At 72.1% G+C, this 14,858-nt stretch carries 13 protein-coding genes; 6 read left to right on the plus strand and 7 right to left on the minus strand.

What is annotated here, in order from left to right; genetic code table 11:
- Positions 1–287: 287 nt before the first annotated feature.
- The 7 genes from ACFCZF_RS37765 to ACFCZF_RS37795 form a co-directional block, all read right to left on the minus strand.
- Positions 288–1,229 (minus strand): SMP-30/gluconolactonase/LRE family protein, encoded by a 942-nt coding sequence (locus ACFCZF_RS37765; RefSeq protein WP_376675506.1) that lies wholly within the window; start codon positions 1,227–1,229, stop codon positions 288–290.
- The gene (locus ACFCZF_RS37770; protein ID WP_376675507.1) at positions 1,222–2,073 is read right to left on the minus strand and encodes an alpha/beta fold hydrolase; all 852 of its coding nucleotides are present in this window, start codon (positions 2,071–2,073) and stop codon (positions 1,222–1,224) included. Before ACFCZF_RS37770 ends, ACFCZF_RS37765 begins: the two co-directional genes overlap by 8 nt.
- Before the next feature lie 115 nt (positions 2,074–2,188).
- Positions 2,189–3,817 (minus strand): AMP-binding protein, encoded by a 1,629-nt coding sequence (locus tag ACFCZF_RS37775; RefSeq protein ID WP_376675508.1) that lies wholly within the window; start codon positions 3,815–3,817, stop codon positions 2,189–2,191.
- Positions 3,818–3,914: 97 nt separating this feature from the next.
- A complete protein-coding gene (locus ACFCZF_RS37780) occupies positions 3,915–5,114 on the minus strand; it encodes an acetyl-CoA acetyltransferase (protein ID WP_376675509.1) in 1,200 nt (399 codons plus the stop codon).
- A 5-nt stretch (positions 5,115–5,119) separates the two neighbouring features.
- Entirely contained in the window at positions 5,120–6,544 is a 1,425-nt protein-coding gene (locus ACFCZF_RS37785; protein WP_376675510.1) for an OB-fold domain-containing protein, read from the minus strand.
- 91 nt (positions 6,545–6,635) lie between these two features.
- The gene (locus tag ACFCZF_RS37790; RefSeq protein ID WP_376675511.1) at positions 6,636–7,388 is read right to left on the minus strand and encodes an SDR family NAD(P)-dependent oxidoreductase; all 753 of its coding nucleotides are present in this window, start codon (positions 7,386–7,388) and stop codon (positions 6,636–6,638) included.
- Positions 7,385–8,956 (minus strand): class I adenylate-forming enzyme family protein, encoded by a 1,572-nt coding sequence (locus tag ACFCZF_RS37795; protein ID WP_376675512.1) that lies wholly within the window; start codon positions 8,954–8,956, stop codon positions 7,385–7,387. Before ACFCZF_RS37795 ends, ACFCZF_RS37790 begins: the two co-directional genes overlap by 4 nt.
- A gap of 256 nt (positions 8,957–9,212) precedes the next feature.
- Between ACFCZF_RS37795 and ACFCZF_RS37800 the strand changes: the two genes are divergently transcribed.
- The 6 genes from ACFCZF_RS37800 (at position 9,213) to ACFCZF_RS37825 (ending at position 14,644) form a co-directional block, all read left to right on the plus strand.
- The gene (locus tag ACFCZF_RS37800; protein ID WP_376675513.1) at positions 9,213–9,701 is read left to right on the plus strand and encodes a nuclear transport factor 2 family protein; all 489 of its coding nucleotides are present in this window, start codon (positions 9,213–9,215) and stop codon (positions 9,699–9,701) included.
- A 74-nt stretch (positions 9,702–9,775) separates the two neighbouring features.
- A complete protein-coding gene (locus ACFCZF_RS37805) occupies positions 9,776–10,813 on the plus strand; it encodes an LLM class flavin-dependent oxidoreductase (protein WP_376675514.1) in 1,038 nt (345 codons plus the stop codon).
- A gap of 8 nt (positions 10,814–10,821) precedes the next feature.
- Positions 10,822–11,694, plus strand: coding sequence for an enoyl-CoA hydratase (locus ACFCZF_RS37810; protein ID WP_376675515.1), 873 nt, complete (start codon positions 10,822–10,824; stop codon positions 11,692–11,694).
- Between the two features lie 64 nt (positions 11,695–11,758).
- On the plus strand, positions 11,759–12,598 hold the full coding sequence (locus tag ACFCZF_RS37815; protein WP_376675516.1) for an SDR family NAD(P)-dependent oxidoreductase: 840 nt from the start codon (positions 11,759–11,761) through the stop codon (positions 12,596–12,598).
- Between the two features lie 55 nt (positions 12,599–12,653).
- A complete protein-coding gene (locus ACFCZF_RS37820; protein ID WP_376675517.1) occupies positions 12,654–13,616 on the plus strand; it encodes an SDR family oxidoreductase in 963 nt (320 codons plus the stop codon).
- Positions 13,617–13,669: 53 nt separating this feature from the next.
- The gene (locus tag ACFCZF_RS37825) at positions 13,670–14,644 is read left to right on the plus strand and encodes an alpha/beta hydrolase fold domain-containing protein (RefSeq protein WP_376675518.1); all 975 of its coding nucleotides are present in this window, start codon (positions 13,670–13,672) and stop codon (positions 14,642–14,644) included.
- Positions 14,645–14,858: the final 214 nt, after the last annotated feature.

The following is a 14,858-nucleotide window of genomic DNA, read 5'->3' on the forward strand; positions in this document are numbered from 1 at the left end:
GCCTCCTCACCCAGGCCCCCGGGCAGGTCGAGCACCACCACCCGGGCACCCAGCCCGGCCAGGCGGCGAGCCGCGGCCAGCCCGAGTCCACTCGCCCCTCCCGCGACGACCGCTGACGCACCGTCCATGTCCATCGTGTACCTCCTCTGGTGTCGGGCGCCGGACGGTCCGGCACCCGAAAGGCCCGACCCGCAGGAGGACGGGCGGCACGGGTCGTCCGGCCCATGCCACGTCCCCCGACGGCCTCGTGGCCCGCCGGGGGAGGTGGCATGGGCCGACGGCCCCGGTTACGCGATCCCGGCCACGGACGCCGTGTCGATCCGCGACCCGAGCCTGGCGAGGGCCTGCTCCGGCTCCGTGGTCGGGGACGTGCACAGGAACAGGGTCTGTCCGTCCTCGCCGCCCACGGCGCAGCCGATGCACGTCTGGTCGGTGGTCACCCGGCCGGTCTCGGCCCCGCCGTACTCGATCCGGCGGGCCTGCTTGCGGACCGGGTCGGTGACCCAGACGGCGCCGCGGCCGTCGAGCCCGATTCCGTCCGGGTAGAAGCCCAGGGGCCAGAGGTCACGGCGTCGCGGCGATCCGTCGGCGTCGAGGCCGAAGACCGACAGCCGCGCCCCGAAGGTCTCGGCGACGATCAGGGTCCGCTTCTCCTCGTCGACCACGATGCCGTTGGAGAAGACGAGGTCGTCGGCTCCGACCCGCCAGGACCCGTCCGGTTCGACGACGAACAGACGGCTCTTGGCGGGCACGTCCAGTACGGAGACGTCACCGGCGAACCAGCTCGCGGCGACGTCGGAGTTGGCGTCGAACCACTCGTGGGCGTCGAAGCCCATCTCTCCCACGTAGGCCCGCCCGGCCGCGTCGACCCACATGTCGTTGAGCAGGGTGGGAACCGTCCCGGACAGGTCGGCGTGCACGACCAGTCGTCCGGACGGCTCCAGGCGCAGGATCTGCCGCAGGTCCTGCGCGACGACCAGCAGCCGTCCGTCGGGGAGCCATCCCAGCCCGCCGACCTGGCCGGGCACGTCGACGATCACCTCGGCCCGGCCGGCCTGGTCGACGGCCACGACCTGGCGTCGGTGCATGTCGACGAACCACAGCCGGCCCTCGTGCCACCGCGGGCTCTCGGTCATCGCGTACCCCGTGCTCAGCGGTGACGCCGTCGTCACAGTCATCGTCGTTCCCTCTCGCTCACGCCCGCGTCGGTCGCGGGCTCGGTCAGTCATGCGTGCCGCGGACGGAGAGCCTCAGCCTGGAGCGGACGCGCCGCTCCAGGAAGTCGCCGAGGACGCGGTCGAAGACCCCGTTGTCATCTCCCGCGATCATGTGGTGGGCGTCCTCGACGGCGGCGTACTCGGCGTGCGGCACCAGTTCGAGGAAGCGCCGGGCATCGGCCACGCTCAGGACGTCGGACAGGCCCGCGCGCACCAGGAGCGTGGGGACGCGCAGCGCCATGGCCGCCGCCCCCAGCCGCGCGGGGTCGATCAGAGAGTCGCGCTGGACCGCCTGGTCGGTGGGGGCCTTGAGGAAGGCCGGGTCCCAGTGCCAGTGGAAGCGGCCGTTGGCCTCGCGCAGATTCCTGCGCAGCCCTGCCGGGTTCCGGGGCCGGGGCCGGTGCGGGAGGTAGGCGGCCACGGCGTCCGCCGCCTCCTCCAGCGAGGCGAAGCCCTCGGGCCTGCCCGTCATGAACGCGCGGATCCGGTCGGCGCCCTTCGGCTGGAGGAACGGGGAGACGTCGACCAGCACCAGTCCCAGGGCCAGTTCCGGCTGGTGTCCGAGGGCCGCCAAGGAGGCGTTTCCGCCCAGCGAGGCGCCGACCAGTACCGGGGGCCTGCCCAGGTGGCGGGTGATCGCGGCGATGTCCGCGGCGAAGCGGTCGAGCCCGTAGTACCCGTCCGGCGACCAGCCGCTCTCGCCGTGTCCGCGCAGGTCGACGGCGAGGGCGTACCAGCCGCTGCCGCCCAGGCCGCTCGCCGTCGACCGCCACGAATGCCGGGTCTGGCCGCCGCCGTGCAGCAGCACCACCGGGGTGGCCGCCGGGTCGCCGTGGGCGTCGGCGATCAGTGTCACGTCGTCACTCTGGATCTTGACCGCAGTCGGCCTCGGTGTCTTCACTGTGCTCCCTCGGCGGGCATCTGATGTCGGGGACGGCTGCCGAACCGGGAGCGGGCCCCGGCCGGATGGTTCAGCTGGCGTCACCCGACGGGTCGAGTTCCGTCGCCCTGAGCCAGCCGCGCTCGGCCGCCGCGCGGTCGGCGTCCTCGCCGACCAGGCGCCGCAGCTCCACCTTGTTCACCTTGCGGACGGTGGAGCGCGGCAGATCCCGGACGGTGAATACCGCACGCGGCACCTTGAAGTCGGCCAGCTTCTCGGCGCAGGTCGCCACGACCCGCTCGGCCAGTCCCGGCGGTGCGTCGGTGGAGACGACGAAGGCCACGGGGACCTCGTCGAGCCGGTCGTCGGGCCGTCCGACGACGGCGGCCTCGGTGACCCCGGGGACCTGGAGGATGACCCGTTCCACCTCCGAAGCGGCGACGTTCTCGCCGCCCACCCGCAGCACGTCCTTGGCACGGTCGACGAAGCTCAAGTGTCCGTCGGCGTGGGCCACCACGAGGTCGCCGGTGCGGAACCAGCCCCGCTCGTCGAAGGCGTCGGCCGTGGCGCCGGGATCGTGGAGGTACTCCTGGAACAGGGACAGGCCGCGCCGGCCGTGGATGAGGAGGTGCCCGGTCTCCTCGGGTTCGGCGGACGTGACGCCGTCCTCGCGGACGACGGCGACGCCGTACTCGGGGGCCGGTCTGCCCATGGACATCGGGCGGTTGGGGGTGAAAGGGTCGCCCACGATGGGATGGCTGATCGTCTCGGTGCTGCCGAACCAGCCGATGGTCTTGGTCCCGTAGACCGCGTCGTGCGGCATGTCTCCGATGCCGCAGCCGAACATCCGGTACGGGGAGCCCTGCGGTGGCGGGCCGCCGGCGAGGGTGTGGATCGAGGCGGCCATGAGCGACAGCCAGGTGCAGTCGTGGCGGATCGAGACATCCCAGAAACGGCTCGTGGACCACTTGGGTACGAGGACGAAGCGGGCGCCGACCCACAGACTGGCCAGCACCGAGTACGCGAGGGCGTTGGTGTGGAACAGCGGCCCGTACACCAGGTGGCAGTCGTCGGGGTGGAGGTCCTCGTGGGCCGCGTTCACCCGTGCGCCCCACAGGGCGTTCGCGTGCGTCCACAGGACGCCCTTGGGACGCGAGGTGGTGCCCGACGTGTACTGGACACTCATCGGTGCCATCGGGTCGGACGGGGCCGGGACCAGGCCGTTCGGGTCGCGTCGCAGGGAGTCGAACGAGGAGGCGGCGTCCGGAGCCCGATCCCGCACGGCCGGGACGCCTCCGTCGTGGTCGGTCGACACGATCCAGCGCAGCCCGGTCGCGCCGGCGGCGACCGCGCCGGCCAGCCGGGGCTGGGTGATCGCGCCGACGGCGCCGCAGTGGTCGGCGAAGTAGCCGATCTCGTCGGGCGCCGAACGGGAGTTGGTGGTGACGGCCACGGCTCCGACCGCGGCGCAGGCCAGCCAGGAGATCACGAACTCGGGACAGTTCTCCAAGTGGATGAGCACGCGGTCGCCGGCCCGCACCCCGCGGTGGCGCAGGCCGGCTGCCACGGAGGCGGCGTCGCGCAGGAGCGCGGTGTAGGACCAGGTGGCGCCCTCGCCCTGGTAGGGATGCCACACGAGGGCGGGCCGGTCGCGCCGGACGGCCTCGCGCGTTCGCACGAGATCCCACACGTTCATCCCGGTGAATGGGTGCAGTTGCATTGCGTGCCTCCGTGCACAGCACTGTGCGCTCTGGCGGTTGTCCGCTGTGGTGTGTGGCGAAGCGGGCCGGACCCGTCGGTCGCCGCCGGCCCGGTGGTCAGCCGAGTTCCGTGCCGACGATGCTGATGAAGCAGACGCAGGCGCCGGGCTGGCCGCCGAGGTTGTGCGTCAGGGCGCGCCGACGCCCGTCGGCGATCGTGTCCAGCGCCCGCTCGGGCGGGGCCTCACCGCGCAGCTGGAGCCAGCATTCGAAGAGCATGCGCAGCCCGGAGGCGCCGATCGGGTGGCCGAAGCTCTTCAGTCCCCCGTCGGGGTTGACGGGCAGGTCGCCGTCGCGGTCGAAGGCGCCGGCGAGGACCTCCTTCCACGCCTCGCCGCGCGGGGAGAACCCGAGGTCCTCCATGAGGACGAGTTCGGTGGGGGTGAAGCAGTCGTGCACCTCGGCCATCGCGAGTTCGCGGCGGGGGTCGGTGATGCCCGCCTGCCCGTAGGCGTCCTGGGCGCAGCGGACGACCTCTTCGAGACTGGTGTAGTCGAAGGTGGGGTCGGTGGGGCCGGCGGCCGGTCCCGCGACGAAGGAGAGCGCCTTCACGTAGAGGGGGGTGTCGGTGTAGCGGTGGGCATCCTCGGCGCGCACGATGATCGCCGCGGCGGAGCCGTCGCTGACGCCGGAGCAGTCGTGGATGCCGAGCTGTCCGGAGACCCGGCGGCTGTTCCTGATGGTGTCCATGGGTACTTCTTTGCGGAACTGGGCGCGTGGGTTGCGGGCCCCGTTGGCGTGGTTCTTCCACGCGATGCGCGTCAGGACGTCCTTCATCTGGTCGTCGTTCAGTCCGTTGCGGCGCGCGTAGGCGGGGGCGAGCAGGCTGAACATGGACGGTCCGGTCAGTGCCGGGTCGGTGCCGTCGTGGGCCGGCGGGATGTTGACGAGACCGGAGTACCCGGAGTCCTTGAGTTTCTCGACGCCGATGGCCATCGCGGTGTCGTAGGCGCCGGAGGCGACGGCGTAGCAGGCGTTGCGGAACGCGTCGCTGCCGGTGGCGCAGTAGTTCTCGTTGCGGGAGACGGGCTTGTAGTCCAGTTTCAGCGGCCGGGACACGGCCAGGCCGCTCTCCCCGGAACCCATGCTGCCCAGCCAGAAGGCGTCGATGGCGGAGATGTCGACGCCCGCCGAGTCCGTGGCCTCGGTCGCGGCGTCGATCAGGAGGTCGTCGGTGCCCTTGTCCCAGTGTTCGCCGAACCGGGTGCAGCCCATGCCGACGATGGCGACGCGGTCGCGGATGCCGTGCGATGCCATGGTGTTCAGTCCTCCTCGTTGCGCAGCGGTCGGGCTTTCCAGAAGTAGTTGTGGACGCCGTCAGTGGTGGTGTAGAGGCGGCGGAAGGTCAGCTCCACCCGGTCGCCGACGCCCACGGCGTCCGGGTCGCAGTCGGTGAGCTGGCACTGGAGCCGGCCGCCGCCGTCCAGGTCGACCACGGCGGCCACGACCGGCGGCGCGATGGAGAACGCGAGGTGGTCGACGGCGAACGTGGTCACCGTGCCACGCACCTCGGCCAGCGTCTCGGCGGTCATCCGGTCCACGGCGTGGCAGCGCAGACACACCCGCGCGGGCGGCAGGTGGCGGGTTCCGCACTCCTGGCAGCGGCTCGCCGTGAAGCCGAACTTCCAGTCGGCGCTGCGCAGCGCCGGCGGGGCCGCGGGGCGGTCCGGGTCGGGTCGGCGCGGCGGTTCCCGGCGCAGCATGCCCCGCCACACCAGGAAGTCCTCGTACGCGACGGGGGTGCCGTCGAGCTGGGCGGCGACCGGCGGGAGGGGGCGGTGTGCGGGCAGGTCACGGCCGGCCCGGAAGAGGAGGCAGTCGGCGCCGTCGGCGAGGACCAGCAGCGCGATCAGCTCTCCGGGGCGGGCGCGCTCCAGTACGTCGATCAGCAGCAGCGCCGGATGGGCGGCGCCGGTGACACCGAGTGCGGCGGAGCGGTCGTCGACGAGGCGGGCGGGGTCCACTCCGCAGGTCCGTGCGGTCGTGGCGACGGCACGCGGGTGGGTGCCGGTGACGATGAGGTGGTCGACGTCCTGGAGGCCGGCATCGGCGCTCTTGAGCGCGTCGGCGAGGGCCGCCTCTGCGAGGGGCACGTACGCCGTCTCGCCGAACCGTTCCTCCCACACCCGGGAGTGGAGTTCGCCGGGGACGCGCCAGCGGTCGAGGAACTCCGCGGTGGCGGAACCCTGGCCGACCGGTTCGGCGAGGAACGGCCCTTCGGTGGAGAACAACAGCGCGGCGGCGCCGTCCCCGCCGGTGCGCTCGTCGGCCGAGCCGGGCAGTCCGGTGCGGATGTCGGCGACGACCGCCATGCTCGGGGTGCCCCCGTCCGCCGCACGGGCCGCGGCCCGGATCGCGGCCACGCCACCGCGTACCGCCCCCACCATGTCGTCGGCGGGACACGTGACCGGCAGGCCCAGTGCCGCGTGCACCGTGGTGGCGTTGGTCTTGTCGGCGTAGGCGGGCACACTCGTGGCGAACAGGAGCTGGCCCACGGGCGGGCCGCTGTATCCGGTCAGGGCGCGCCGGGCGGCCTCGACGCCGAGGGAGGTGGTGTCCTCGTCGTGGCCGGCCACCGCGCGCGTACCGGTGGCTTTCGGTCCGCCGAACGTCGACCGCGGAAGGCGGTGTGCGGGCAGGTAGGCGCCCGCTGCGACGATTCCGGCAGTGGAGGGTGTGCTGCTCATGTGCTCCTACCGTTCCTGACGTGGGCTGGGTCGAACGGACGGTTCATTGTGTCGATGGCCCGTCGCTTCTCTCGGGTGGCGCGGCGGCCTCTCACGCGAGGACGCTTCCGCCGTCGACGTGGAGGCAGGTGCCGGTCGTGTACTCGGCGTCGGGTGAGATCAGGTAGGAGACGGCGCCCGCCACCTCGGCAGGCCGGCCGAACCTCGGTATCGGCTGCGACTCGACGCCGTACTCCGCCCCCTTGGTCATCGAGGAGGAGATCGGGCCGGGGGCCACGGCGTTGCAGGTGATGCCCCAGGAGCCGACCTGGCGCGCCATCCACCGGGTGAGGTTGATGGTGCCGGCCTTGGCCGAGGCGTAGGCCGCGCCCGAGCGTCCCCCGGCGCCGTCCCGGTCGACCGGTCCGATGCCGCCGGCCTTGCCGGACACGGAGGCGATGTTGACCAGGCGTCCCCAACCCTGCTCGCGCATGTGCGGGAAGACGGCGGCCTGGCAGGCGAAGGCGGTCGCCGTGAGGTTCGTGTCGAGGTCGCGCCGCCAGGTCTCTGGGCTCAGCTCGGCGAACGACTCGCGCCCGCAGGTGCCGGCGCAGTTGACGAGGATGTCGAGGCGGCCCCGCTCCCGGGCCGTGCCGTGGATCGCGGCGCGCAGTGCGTCGAGGTCCTGGATGTCGACCTGGAGCGCGCCGGCCGCCCCGATCTCCTCCGCGGTGCGGTGAACGTGGTCGGCCACATCGAGCAGGACGACCGTGTCGCCGTCCGCGATGAGCCGTTCGGCGATGGCCCTGCCGATGCCCTGGGCCGAACCGGTGACGACCGCGGTCCGTGGCTCGGTGTTGGTCATGGTGTTCCTGTTCCTGATGAGGTCGGCGCGGTGGGCTCGGCGGGGATCCGGAAGCGGCGGATCTTGCCGACACCGGTGCGCGGGAGTTCGTCGATGAGGTGCCAGCGGTGGGGCCGGGCGGCGGGAGTGAGGTTGCGCGCGGCCCAGTTCACGAGGTCGAGGGTGCGAGGGGGCCGGCCGGGGTCGCGGGCGACGACGTAGGCGACCGGGACGACGTCGCGTACGGGGTCCGGCTGGGCGAGCACGGCGGCCTCCAGGACACCGGGGGCCTGGGCGACCGCGGCCTCGATCTCGGTGAGGCTGACGTTCTCCCCGGCCACCTTGATGACGTCGTCGGTCCTGCCGACGAAGCGCAGCACCGCGGCGGAGTCCCGGGTCATGAGGTCACCGGTGCGGAACCAGGTACCCTCGCCGGTCTGGCGGAAGGCGTGCGCCGTGGTCCGCTCGTCGTCGAGGTAACCGGCGAAGAGGTCGACTCCGGGGGTGCCCAGAACGGACAGCTCGCCCGGCACGCCCGGTGCGGCGGCGGCCCCGGTGGCGGGGTCCTCGACGCGGGTACGCCGTCCAGGCAGCGGTGTGCCGATGACGTCGTGTCGGGCCGGTTCCCCGGTGTCCGCGCAGACGACCGCCACGGTCTCGGTCATCCCGTACAGCTGGCGGGGCCGCACCCCCGCCAGCTGCGCGAACCGCTCGTGGTGCTCGGAGCCCAGGTTCTGGGCGAACCAGACGTGCTCGAGCGTGAGCGGAGGTTCCTCGACGGGCGTGCGGGCAAGGATCATCCGGATCGGGGCGGCGAACAGGCTGGCGTGGGTGACGCCGAGGTCGCGTGCGTGCGGCACCCAGCCGGAGGCGCTGAAGCCCGCGTCGAGGGCCACGGAGGCGCCGACGGCGATCGCCGGGGCGAAGCAGTAGTACTGGGCGTTGGCGTGGAACAGCGGCAGCGTCACGTACCAGCGGTGCCGCGGACGCAGGCCCACCGCCTCGGCCATCGCCGTGGCGACGTGCGCGTAGTTGGCCTGGGTGAGGACGACGCCCTTGGGTTCCGACGTCGTCCCGGAGGTGAACATGACGGCCAGCCGGTCCGGGCCCTGCGCCCAGGGGCCCTTGCTGACGGGCCGGGCGGTGTCGAGCACACCCCCCGGGCCGAGGTCCAAGGCGTCCTCCGCGATCTCCAGGACGACGGGAACGGCCCCTTCCGCACCCTCGCGATACGTCTGCGCGCGCCGGGACGCGCACACCGCGACCAGCGGCCGCACGCGGCGGACCTGGACGGCCACGTCCCGGGCGGTCGACGCCGGGTCGGCCGGGGCCATCCAGGCGCCGAGCCGGGAGACGGCGAGCCAGAGCGCGACGAACGCCGGGCAGTTGCGCAGTACCAGGTGTACCGCGCTCCCGCGGCCGACGCCGGCGTCCCGCAGCGCCCCCGCCGCACGGGCGACGACCGCGTCGAACTCCCGGTAGGTCCAGGCCGACACCTCGCCGGACTCGGCCCGGAACATGAGGAACGTACGGTCCGCGTGCTCGCGGGCGGCGGCGTCCCACGCCTGCTGAAACGTGCCGATGACCATGGGGTGGAGTGACCTCTCTGTGGCAAGTTGTTGACCGATCGGTCGGTACTCCTTGATGGCCACAACCTAAACGCGGCCGCATTGGCAGTCAAGGGTCGAAAACAGGGTTCGCTCCACACGTTGACGCCGGCGCGGGGCGCCCGTACTCTCCGGGTATTGACTGGTCGGTACATAAGTATTCGATATCGACAGCGGGTACCGACGACGAGTCACGGCAACTCATTCTTCGACCGGAAACTCACAGAAGGAGAGCGCCATGGTCAGCGCTCAGTCGAACGGCTCCGATCTGGCGGCGCGCATCGAGCGGATCGAGTCGCGTGAAGCCGTCCTGCGCACCGTGCACGAGTTCTCCCACGGTTTCGACAAGCGCGATCTCGGACGCCTCCTGGCGTCCTGTGCCCCCGACGTGGTGTGGCTGGTGGCCCCGGGCCACGAGGCCGTGGGACACGACGGCCTGCGCGCCTACGCCGAGATGGCCTGGCACCAGATGGCCGGCACCCACCACTGGACCTGCAACGCCCTGATCGACCTCGACGGGGACCGCGCCACCGGGACGATCGACGTCGACGCGGTGGCCCGTACGCGGGACGGCGGCTGGCACCAGAGCGCGGCGACCTACCACGACACGTACGTCCGCCTGGACGGGCGCTGGGTGATCCAGCGGCGGCGGGCCGCGATCCACGCCACCATCGCGCTCGCCGAGGCGCCGGCCCGGCATCCCTGGGGCGACATCGCCGACGGCTGACGAGATCCGTCGGTCACCGTCCCGCACATGCGGAATTCTGACCGGCATTACACGAGAAACAGGAGTGCTCGGCCGTGCCGAAACTCGATTTTGGAATTCTCCTCATGCCCTCCTCTCCACGCGGCGAAAGCTTCGAACGTCGCGTTCAGGAGTGCATCGAACAGGCTGTCGCCGCCGAGGAGGCGGGCTTCGAGTCCTGCTGGGTGCCCGAGCACCACCAGGACATGGGCTTCGTCCCCCAGTCGCTCCTCGTCGCCGCGGCGGTGGCGTCCCGGACGTCCACCATCCGGATCGGTACCAACATCGCCCTGATCGGCCTGAAGCACCCCATGCAGGTCGTCGAGGAGTTCCACAGCCTGGACGTGATCTCCGGCGGGCGGGTGGTGGCGGGTGTGGGACTGGGCTACCAGGCGCAGGACTTCAGCATGTTCGGCCGCGACGTGAAGGACCGCGTCTCGCTCTACGAGGACGCCCTGACCGTGCTGAACCTGGCCCGCGACAATGAGGTCATCTCCTTCGAGGGCCGCCACTGCTCCCTCACCGACGTGCGCGTCGTCCCCCGGCCGGTGCAGACCGACGGGCCGCGGATCCTCATGGGCACGTCCAGCCGGGCGGGCGCGCGCCGGGTGGGCCGGCTGGGCGACGGCCTGCTTCTCGGCGCCATCGACGGCCTGGACGGGCTGCGGACGATCGTCGACGAGTACACCCCGCACGCCCACGCCAACGGCAGGTCGCGCACGGTCACGCTCAACCGCTGGGCCGCCGTCGGCGACAGCGACGCCGCGGCCCGGGACGTGCTCGAACCGCACGCGATGAAGGCGCTGCGCTACTACTTCCGACACGGCAGCACCCTCTCCGCGATGCTGCCCGAGCGGGCGCAGGCCGCCTGGGCGGCCGCGGAGAAGCCCGCCGACCTCTCGTTCGAGGACTTCGAGCAGCTCTTCCTCTGGGGCGACCCCGACACCTGTGTCGAGCGCCTCGAACTGTTCCGCGAGGGCCTGGACCTCGACCGCGTCGTCCTCCAGATCCGCAGCGGCGGAGGGCCGAGCCACGAGGACACGATCGACCAGATCCGCCGCTTCGGCACCTCTGTCATCCCCCACTACAGCTGAAGGCCGACATGTCATTCACGCGCATCCGGTACGACCGCCCCGCCGACCACGTCGCCCGCGTCACCCTGGCCCGGCCGGAGGTCCGCAACGCCCAGGACTTCACGATGCTGTACGAGATCGACGAGGCCCTCACCACCGCCGGCAAGGACCACGACGTCAAGGTCGTCGTCCTCGCCGCCGACGGGCAGGACTTCTCGGCCGGGCACGACCTCGGGTTCGACATGGAGGAAGTCAAGGGCTCCTTCACCGATCCCGTGGTGCACCAGACCACGGGTGACGGCCAACCCGGCATCGAGGGCTGGATGCCGATGGAATGCGACGCCTACGTCGGCCTGTGCCAGCGCTGGCGCGACTTCCCCAAGCCGCTCATCGCCCAGGTGCAGGGCAGGGTGATCGCCGGCGGGCTGATGCTGGTGTGGCCCTGCGACCTGATCGTGGCCAGCCGTGACGCCTCCTTCCGGGACCCGGTCGTCGCCTTCGGTGTGAACGGCCACGAGTACTTCGTCCATCCCTGGGAGTGGGGCCACCGCAAGGCGAAGGAGCTCCTGTTCACCGGTAACGCGATGGACGCCGAGGAGGCCCGGGCCGTGGGCATGGTGAACCACGTGGTCGACCGGGACGACCTGGAGGACTTCACGCTGCGACTGGCCGGGCGGATCGCGACGCGGCCGATGTTCGGTCTGAAGCTGGCGAAGATGAGCGTGAACGCCGCGCTGGACGCCCAGGGGCAGTCGGACGCCGTCCGCACCGCGTTCGCCTACCACCAGATCGGCCACGCGAACGCCTTCCACCGCTTCGGCCAGGTGATGGACCCCGACGGGCCCCCGATGGTCCGCAAGGAGATCAGGGAACAGTCGGCCGCCCGCGCGGACCACGCCTGATCGCTGTGAACACACCCGTGAACACCCGTGACCGCACGACACACCTGACCCACGGAGGCACACCATGACGAAAACGACCACGGCGCCGGAGGGCGCCCCCACGGGCCCCGGACGGCTCGCCGGGCGAGGTGCCGTCGTCGTCGGAGGCGGACAGACACCGGGGCCCACCGTCGGAAACGGCAAGGCCACCGCGCTGGCGTTCGCCGGTGAGGGGGCCCGCGTCCTCGTCGTCGACCGCGACGAGGACGCGGCGAAGGACACCGTGGCCGAGATCGAGGCCGCGGGCGGTACCGCTGTCGCGCACCGTGCCGACGTCACGGCCGAGGACGACTGCCGCGCCCTGCCGGGCGTCGCCCTCGACGCCCTGGGACGGATCGACGTCCTGCACCACAACGTGGGGTCCGTGCCCCACGGCAACAGCGACACGCTCACCCTCGCCGACTGGCAGCGCGGCCTCGACGTGAACCTGACCGGCATGTGGCTGGTCTGCAAGTACGTGATCCCGACGATGCGCGCATCCGGGGGCGGTTCGGTGATCCTCATCTCGTCACTGGCCGGCGGACTCGCCCTCGGCGACCCGATCGCCTACTCCACGGCCAAGGCCGCCGTGAACTCGCTGGGCCGCTCGCTGGCCGTGGAGAACGCGCCGCATCAGGTGCGGGTCAACGTCATCGCGCCCGGCATGATCGACACCCCGATCGGGGTCGACGAGGAGGCGCGCGCGGCGGGGCTCACCCGCGACGAGGTCGCCGCCGCGCACACGGCGATGATCCCGATGGGCCACCAGGGCACGAGCCGTGACATCGCGAACGCGGCCCTCTTCCTCGCCGGTGACGAGTCGGCCTTCGTCACCGGTGTCGTCCTGCCCGTCGACGGCGGCTCGGCGCTGTCGCTCGCCGGGTGAGGACGCCCGTGACGACCGGCCGGGCTCGGATCGACAGGTACAGGAGACACACACCATGGGACGGTTGACCGGACGGATCGCGGTCATTACCGGAGCCGCCCGCGGCATCGGCCGTGAGCACGCTCTGCTGCTCGCCCGACAGGGGGCGCGGGTCGTGGTCAACGACCTCGGCGGCGGGCCGGACGGCAGCGGTGCCGACATGTCGGCGGCGCAGGCGGTGGTCGCAGAGATCGAGGCCGAGGGTGGCACCGCGGTCGCGAACACCGACGACGTGGCGAGCTGGGCCGGCGCCGAACGCCTCATAGGCACGGCCGTCGAGGCCTTCGGCGGCCTCGACATCCTGGTCAACAACGCGGGCATCCTGCGCGACCGGATGCTTGTCAACATGACGGAGGCGGACTGGGACGCCGTCATGACCGTGCACCTCAAGGGGACGTTCGGCCCGACGAGGCACGCGGCGGCGTACTGGCGCGAGCGGGCCAAGTCCGGCCATGAGGTCAGGGCCTCGGTGGTCTGCACGACGTCGGACGCCGGGCTCGGGAACAACGTGGGCCAGACCAACTACGGCGCGGCGAAGGCCGGCATCGCGGCCTTCGCGCAGATCGCCGCCAAGGAGCTGGAGCGTTACGGCGTCCGGGTCAACACCATCGCGCCGGGTGCCTGGACCCGGCTCGCCGGCCTCACCGACACCGACAAGGGTGACAGTCCGCCGCCGGACGGCACCGGGGACTTCGACCCGGTGGACCCGGCCAACGTGTCGCCCGTCGTCGCCTACCTGGCCGAGGCGGACTGCCCCCTGACCGGCTGCGTCCTCCAGGTCTGGGGCGGTGAGATCGGCCTGTTCCGGGGATGGAACGTGGTCGACCGGCTCGCCAAGGACGGACGTTGGACGCCGGCCGAACTGGAGGTCCGGCTGGTGAGGTTGCTCGCCGAACAGACCCGGCCCGGCCTTCTGCCGTCCGAGGGTTACGCCTGGTCGCAGGAGTCGGCCCGGCGCTTCGCGCCCGGGTCCTGGTGACCTGCCGCGCACACCTGTATCGACATCAACCACGTCAGGAATCGAGGAACGCTGTGAGCGACGTGCACGACCACCCACCCATCGACCGGGACCTCGCGGAAACCGCGTGGCCCGCCCTCCTCGAGAAGAAGAAGGCAACCCACCGGCTCACCGCCGAGGAGTACCAGGCCCACGTCAAGGCCACGGTGGACTGGTGGCCGGCGGACCTCGAGCGGGGCGGTGCCGTGGAGGTGACCGAAACCACCATCGAGAGTGCCTCCGGTGACCAGCGGCTGCCGGTTCTCATCCTGAAGCCCTCCTCGGGATCCGGCCCGTTCCCCTGTCTCTACTACACCGCCAACGGCGGCAAGATGCTCCAGAGCACGACGATGGCCCTGACGGACGTCGAGTCCCGATGGGTCGAGGAACTCGGCGTGGCCGTCGTCAGCATCGCCCCGCGCGTGGGGCCGCAGTATCCCCACCCCGCGCAGGTCGAGGACGCGTACGCGGGCCTGCGCTGGCTGGTCGAGAACGCCGAGAGCCTCGACATCGATCCCGGCCGCGTCATCGTCTACGGCAAGAGCGGCGGAGGCGGCATCGCGGCCGCCACGGCCCTCTACGCGCGCGACCGGGGCGGGCCGCACCTGGCTCATCAGATGCTGATCTGCCCCATGATCGACGACCGCCCCGACAACGCCTCCAGTCACTACGACGTCGCCCCCTGGACCGCCGCCAACAACAGGGTCGGATGGTCCGCCATCCTTGGCGACGCGGCCGGCGGCCCGGAGGTGAGCCCCTATGCCGCCGCGGCCCGGGCCACCGACCTCGGCGGACTTCCGCCCGCCTACCTGGAGGTGGGCTCCAGCGAGGTCTTCAGAGACGAGACGCTCGACTACGCCTCCCGACTCGCGCGCGCCGGTGTCCCCATGGAGGTGCATTCGTGGGCCGGCGGCTTCCACTCCTTCGAGATCTCCGCGCCGGACGCCAACGTGTCCCGTGCCTGCCTGGCGGCGCGCACCAGTTACCTGGAGCGCGCCCTGAAGGGCTGAGCGGGGGCGGTCCCTCAGGACCGCCAGAGCGCGAGCAGTTCCGGGGGGGGGGGGGGGGTGGTTGGGGGGGGGGTGGTAGGGGGAGTTTTGTGGCGCGGTTGGGGGGGTGGGGGGGGGGGCGGGGGGGGGGGGGGGGGGGGGGGGTGGGGGGGGGGGGGGGGGTGGTTGTTGGGGAGGGGGGCGGGGGGGGGGGGGGGGGGGGGGGGGGGCCCCG

The sequence above is a fragment of the Streptomyces sp. NPDC056296 genome (assembly GCF_042268605.1).
In the GTDB taxonomy this organism is placed as follows: Bacteria; Actinomycetota; Actinomycetes; order Streptomycetales; family Streptomycetaceae; genus Streptomyces.

Coding starts and splice junctions, on each gene's coding strand:
- ACFCZF_RS37775 (WP_376675508.1), bottom strand. CDS start 3,817: ATGCAACTGCACCCATTCACCGGGATGAACGTGTGGGATCTCGTGCGA.
- ACFCZF_RS37790 (WP_376675511.1), bottom strand. CDS start 7,388: ATGACCAACACCGAGCCACGGACCGCGGTCGTCACCGGTTCGGCCCAG.
- ACFCZF_RS37820 (WP_376675517.1), top strand. CDS start 12,654: ATGGGACGGTTGACCGGACGGATCGCGGTCATTACCGGAGCCGCCCGC.
- ACFCZF_RS37810 (WP_376675515.1), top strand. CDS start 10,822: ATGTCATTCACGCGCATCCGGTACGACCGCCCCGCCGACCACGTCGCC.
- ACFCZF_RS37780 (WP_376675509.1), bottom strand. CDS start 5,114: ATGGCATCGCACGGCATCCGCGACCGCGTCGCCATCGTCGGCATGGGC.
- ACFCZF_RS37800 (WP_376675513.1), top strand. CDS start 9,213: ATGGTCAGCGCTCAGTCGAACGGCTCCGATCTGGCGGCGCGCATCGAG.
- ACFCZF_RS37795 (WP_376675512.1), bottom strand. CDS start 8,956: ATGGTCATCGGCACGTTTCAGCAGGCGTGGGACGCCGCCGCCCGCGAG.
- ACFCZF_RS37785 (WP_376675510.1), bottom strand. CDS start 6,544: ATGAGCAGCACACCCTCCACTGCCGGAATCGTCGCAGCGGGCGCCTAC.
- ACFCZF_RS37765 (WP_376675506.1), bottom strand. CDS start 1,229: ATGACTGACCGAGCCCGCGACCGACGCGGGCGTGAGCGAGAGGGAACG.
- ACFCZF_RS37815 (WP_376675516.1), top strand. CDS start 11,759: ATGACGAAAACGACCACGGCGCCGGAGGGCGCCCCCACGGGCCCCGGA.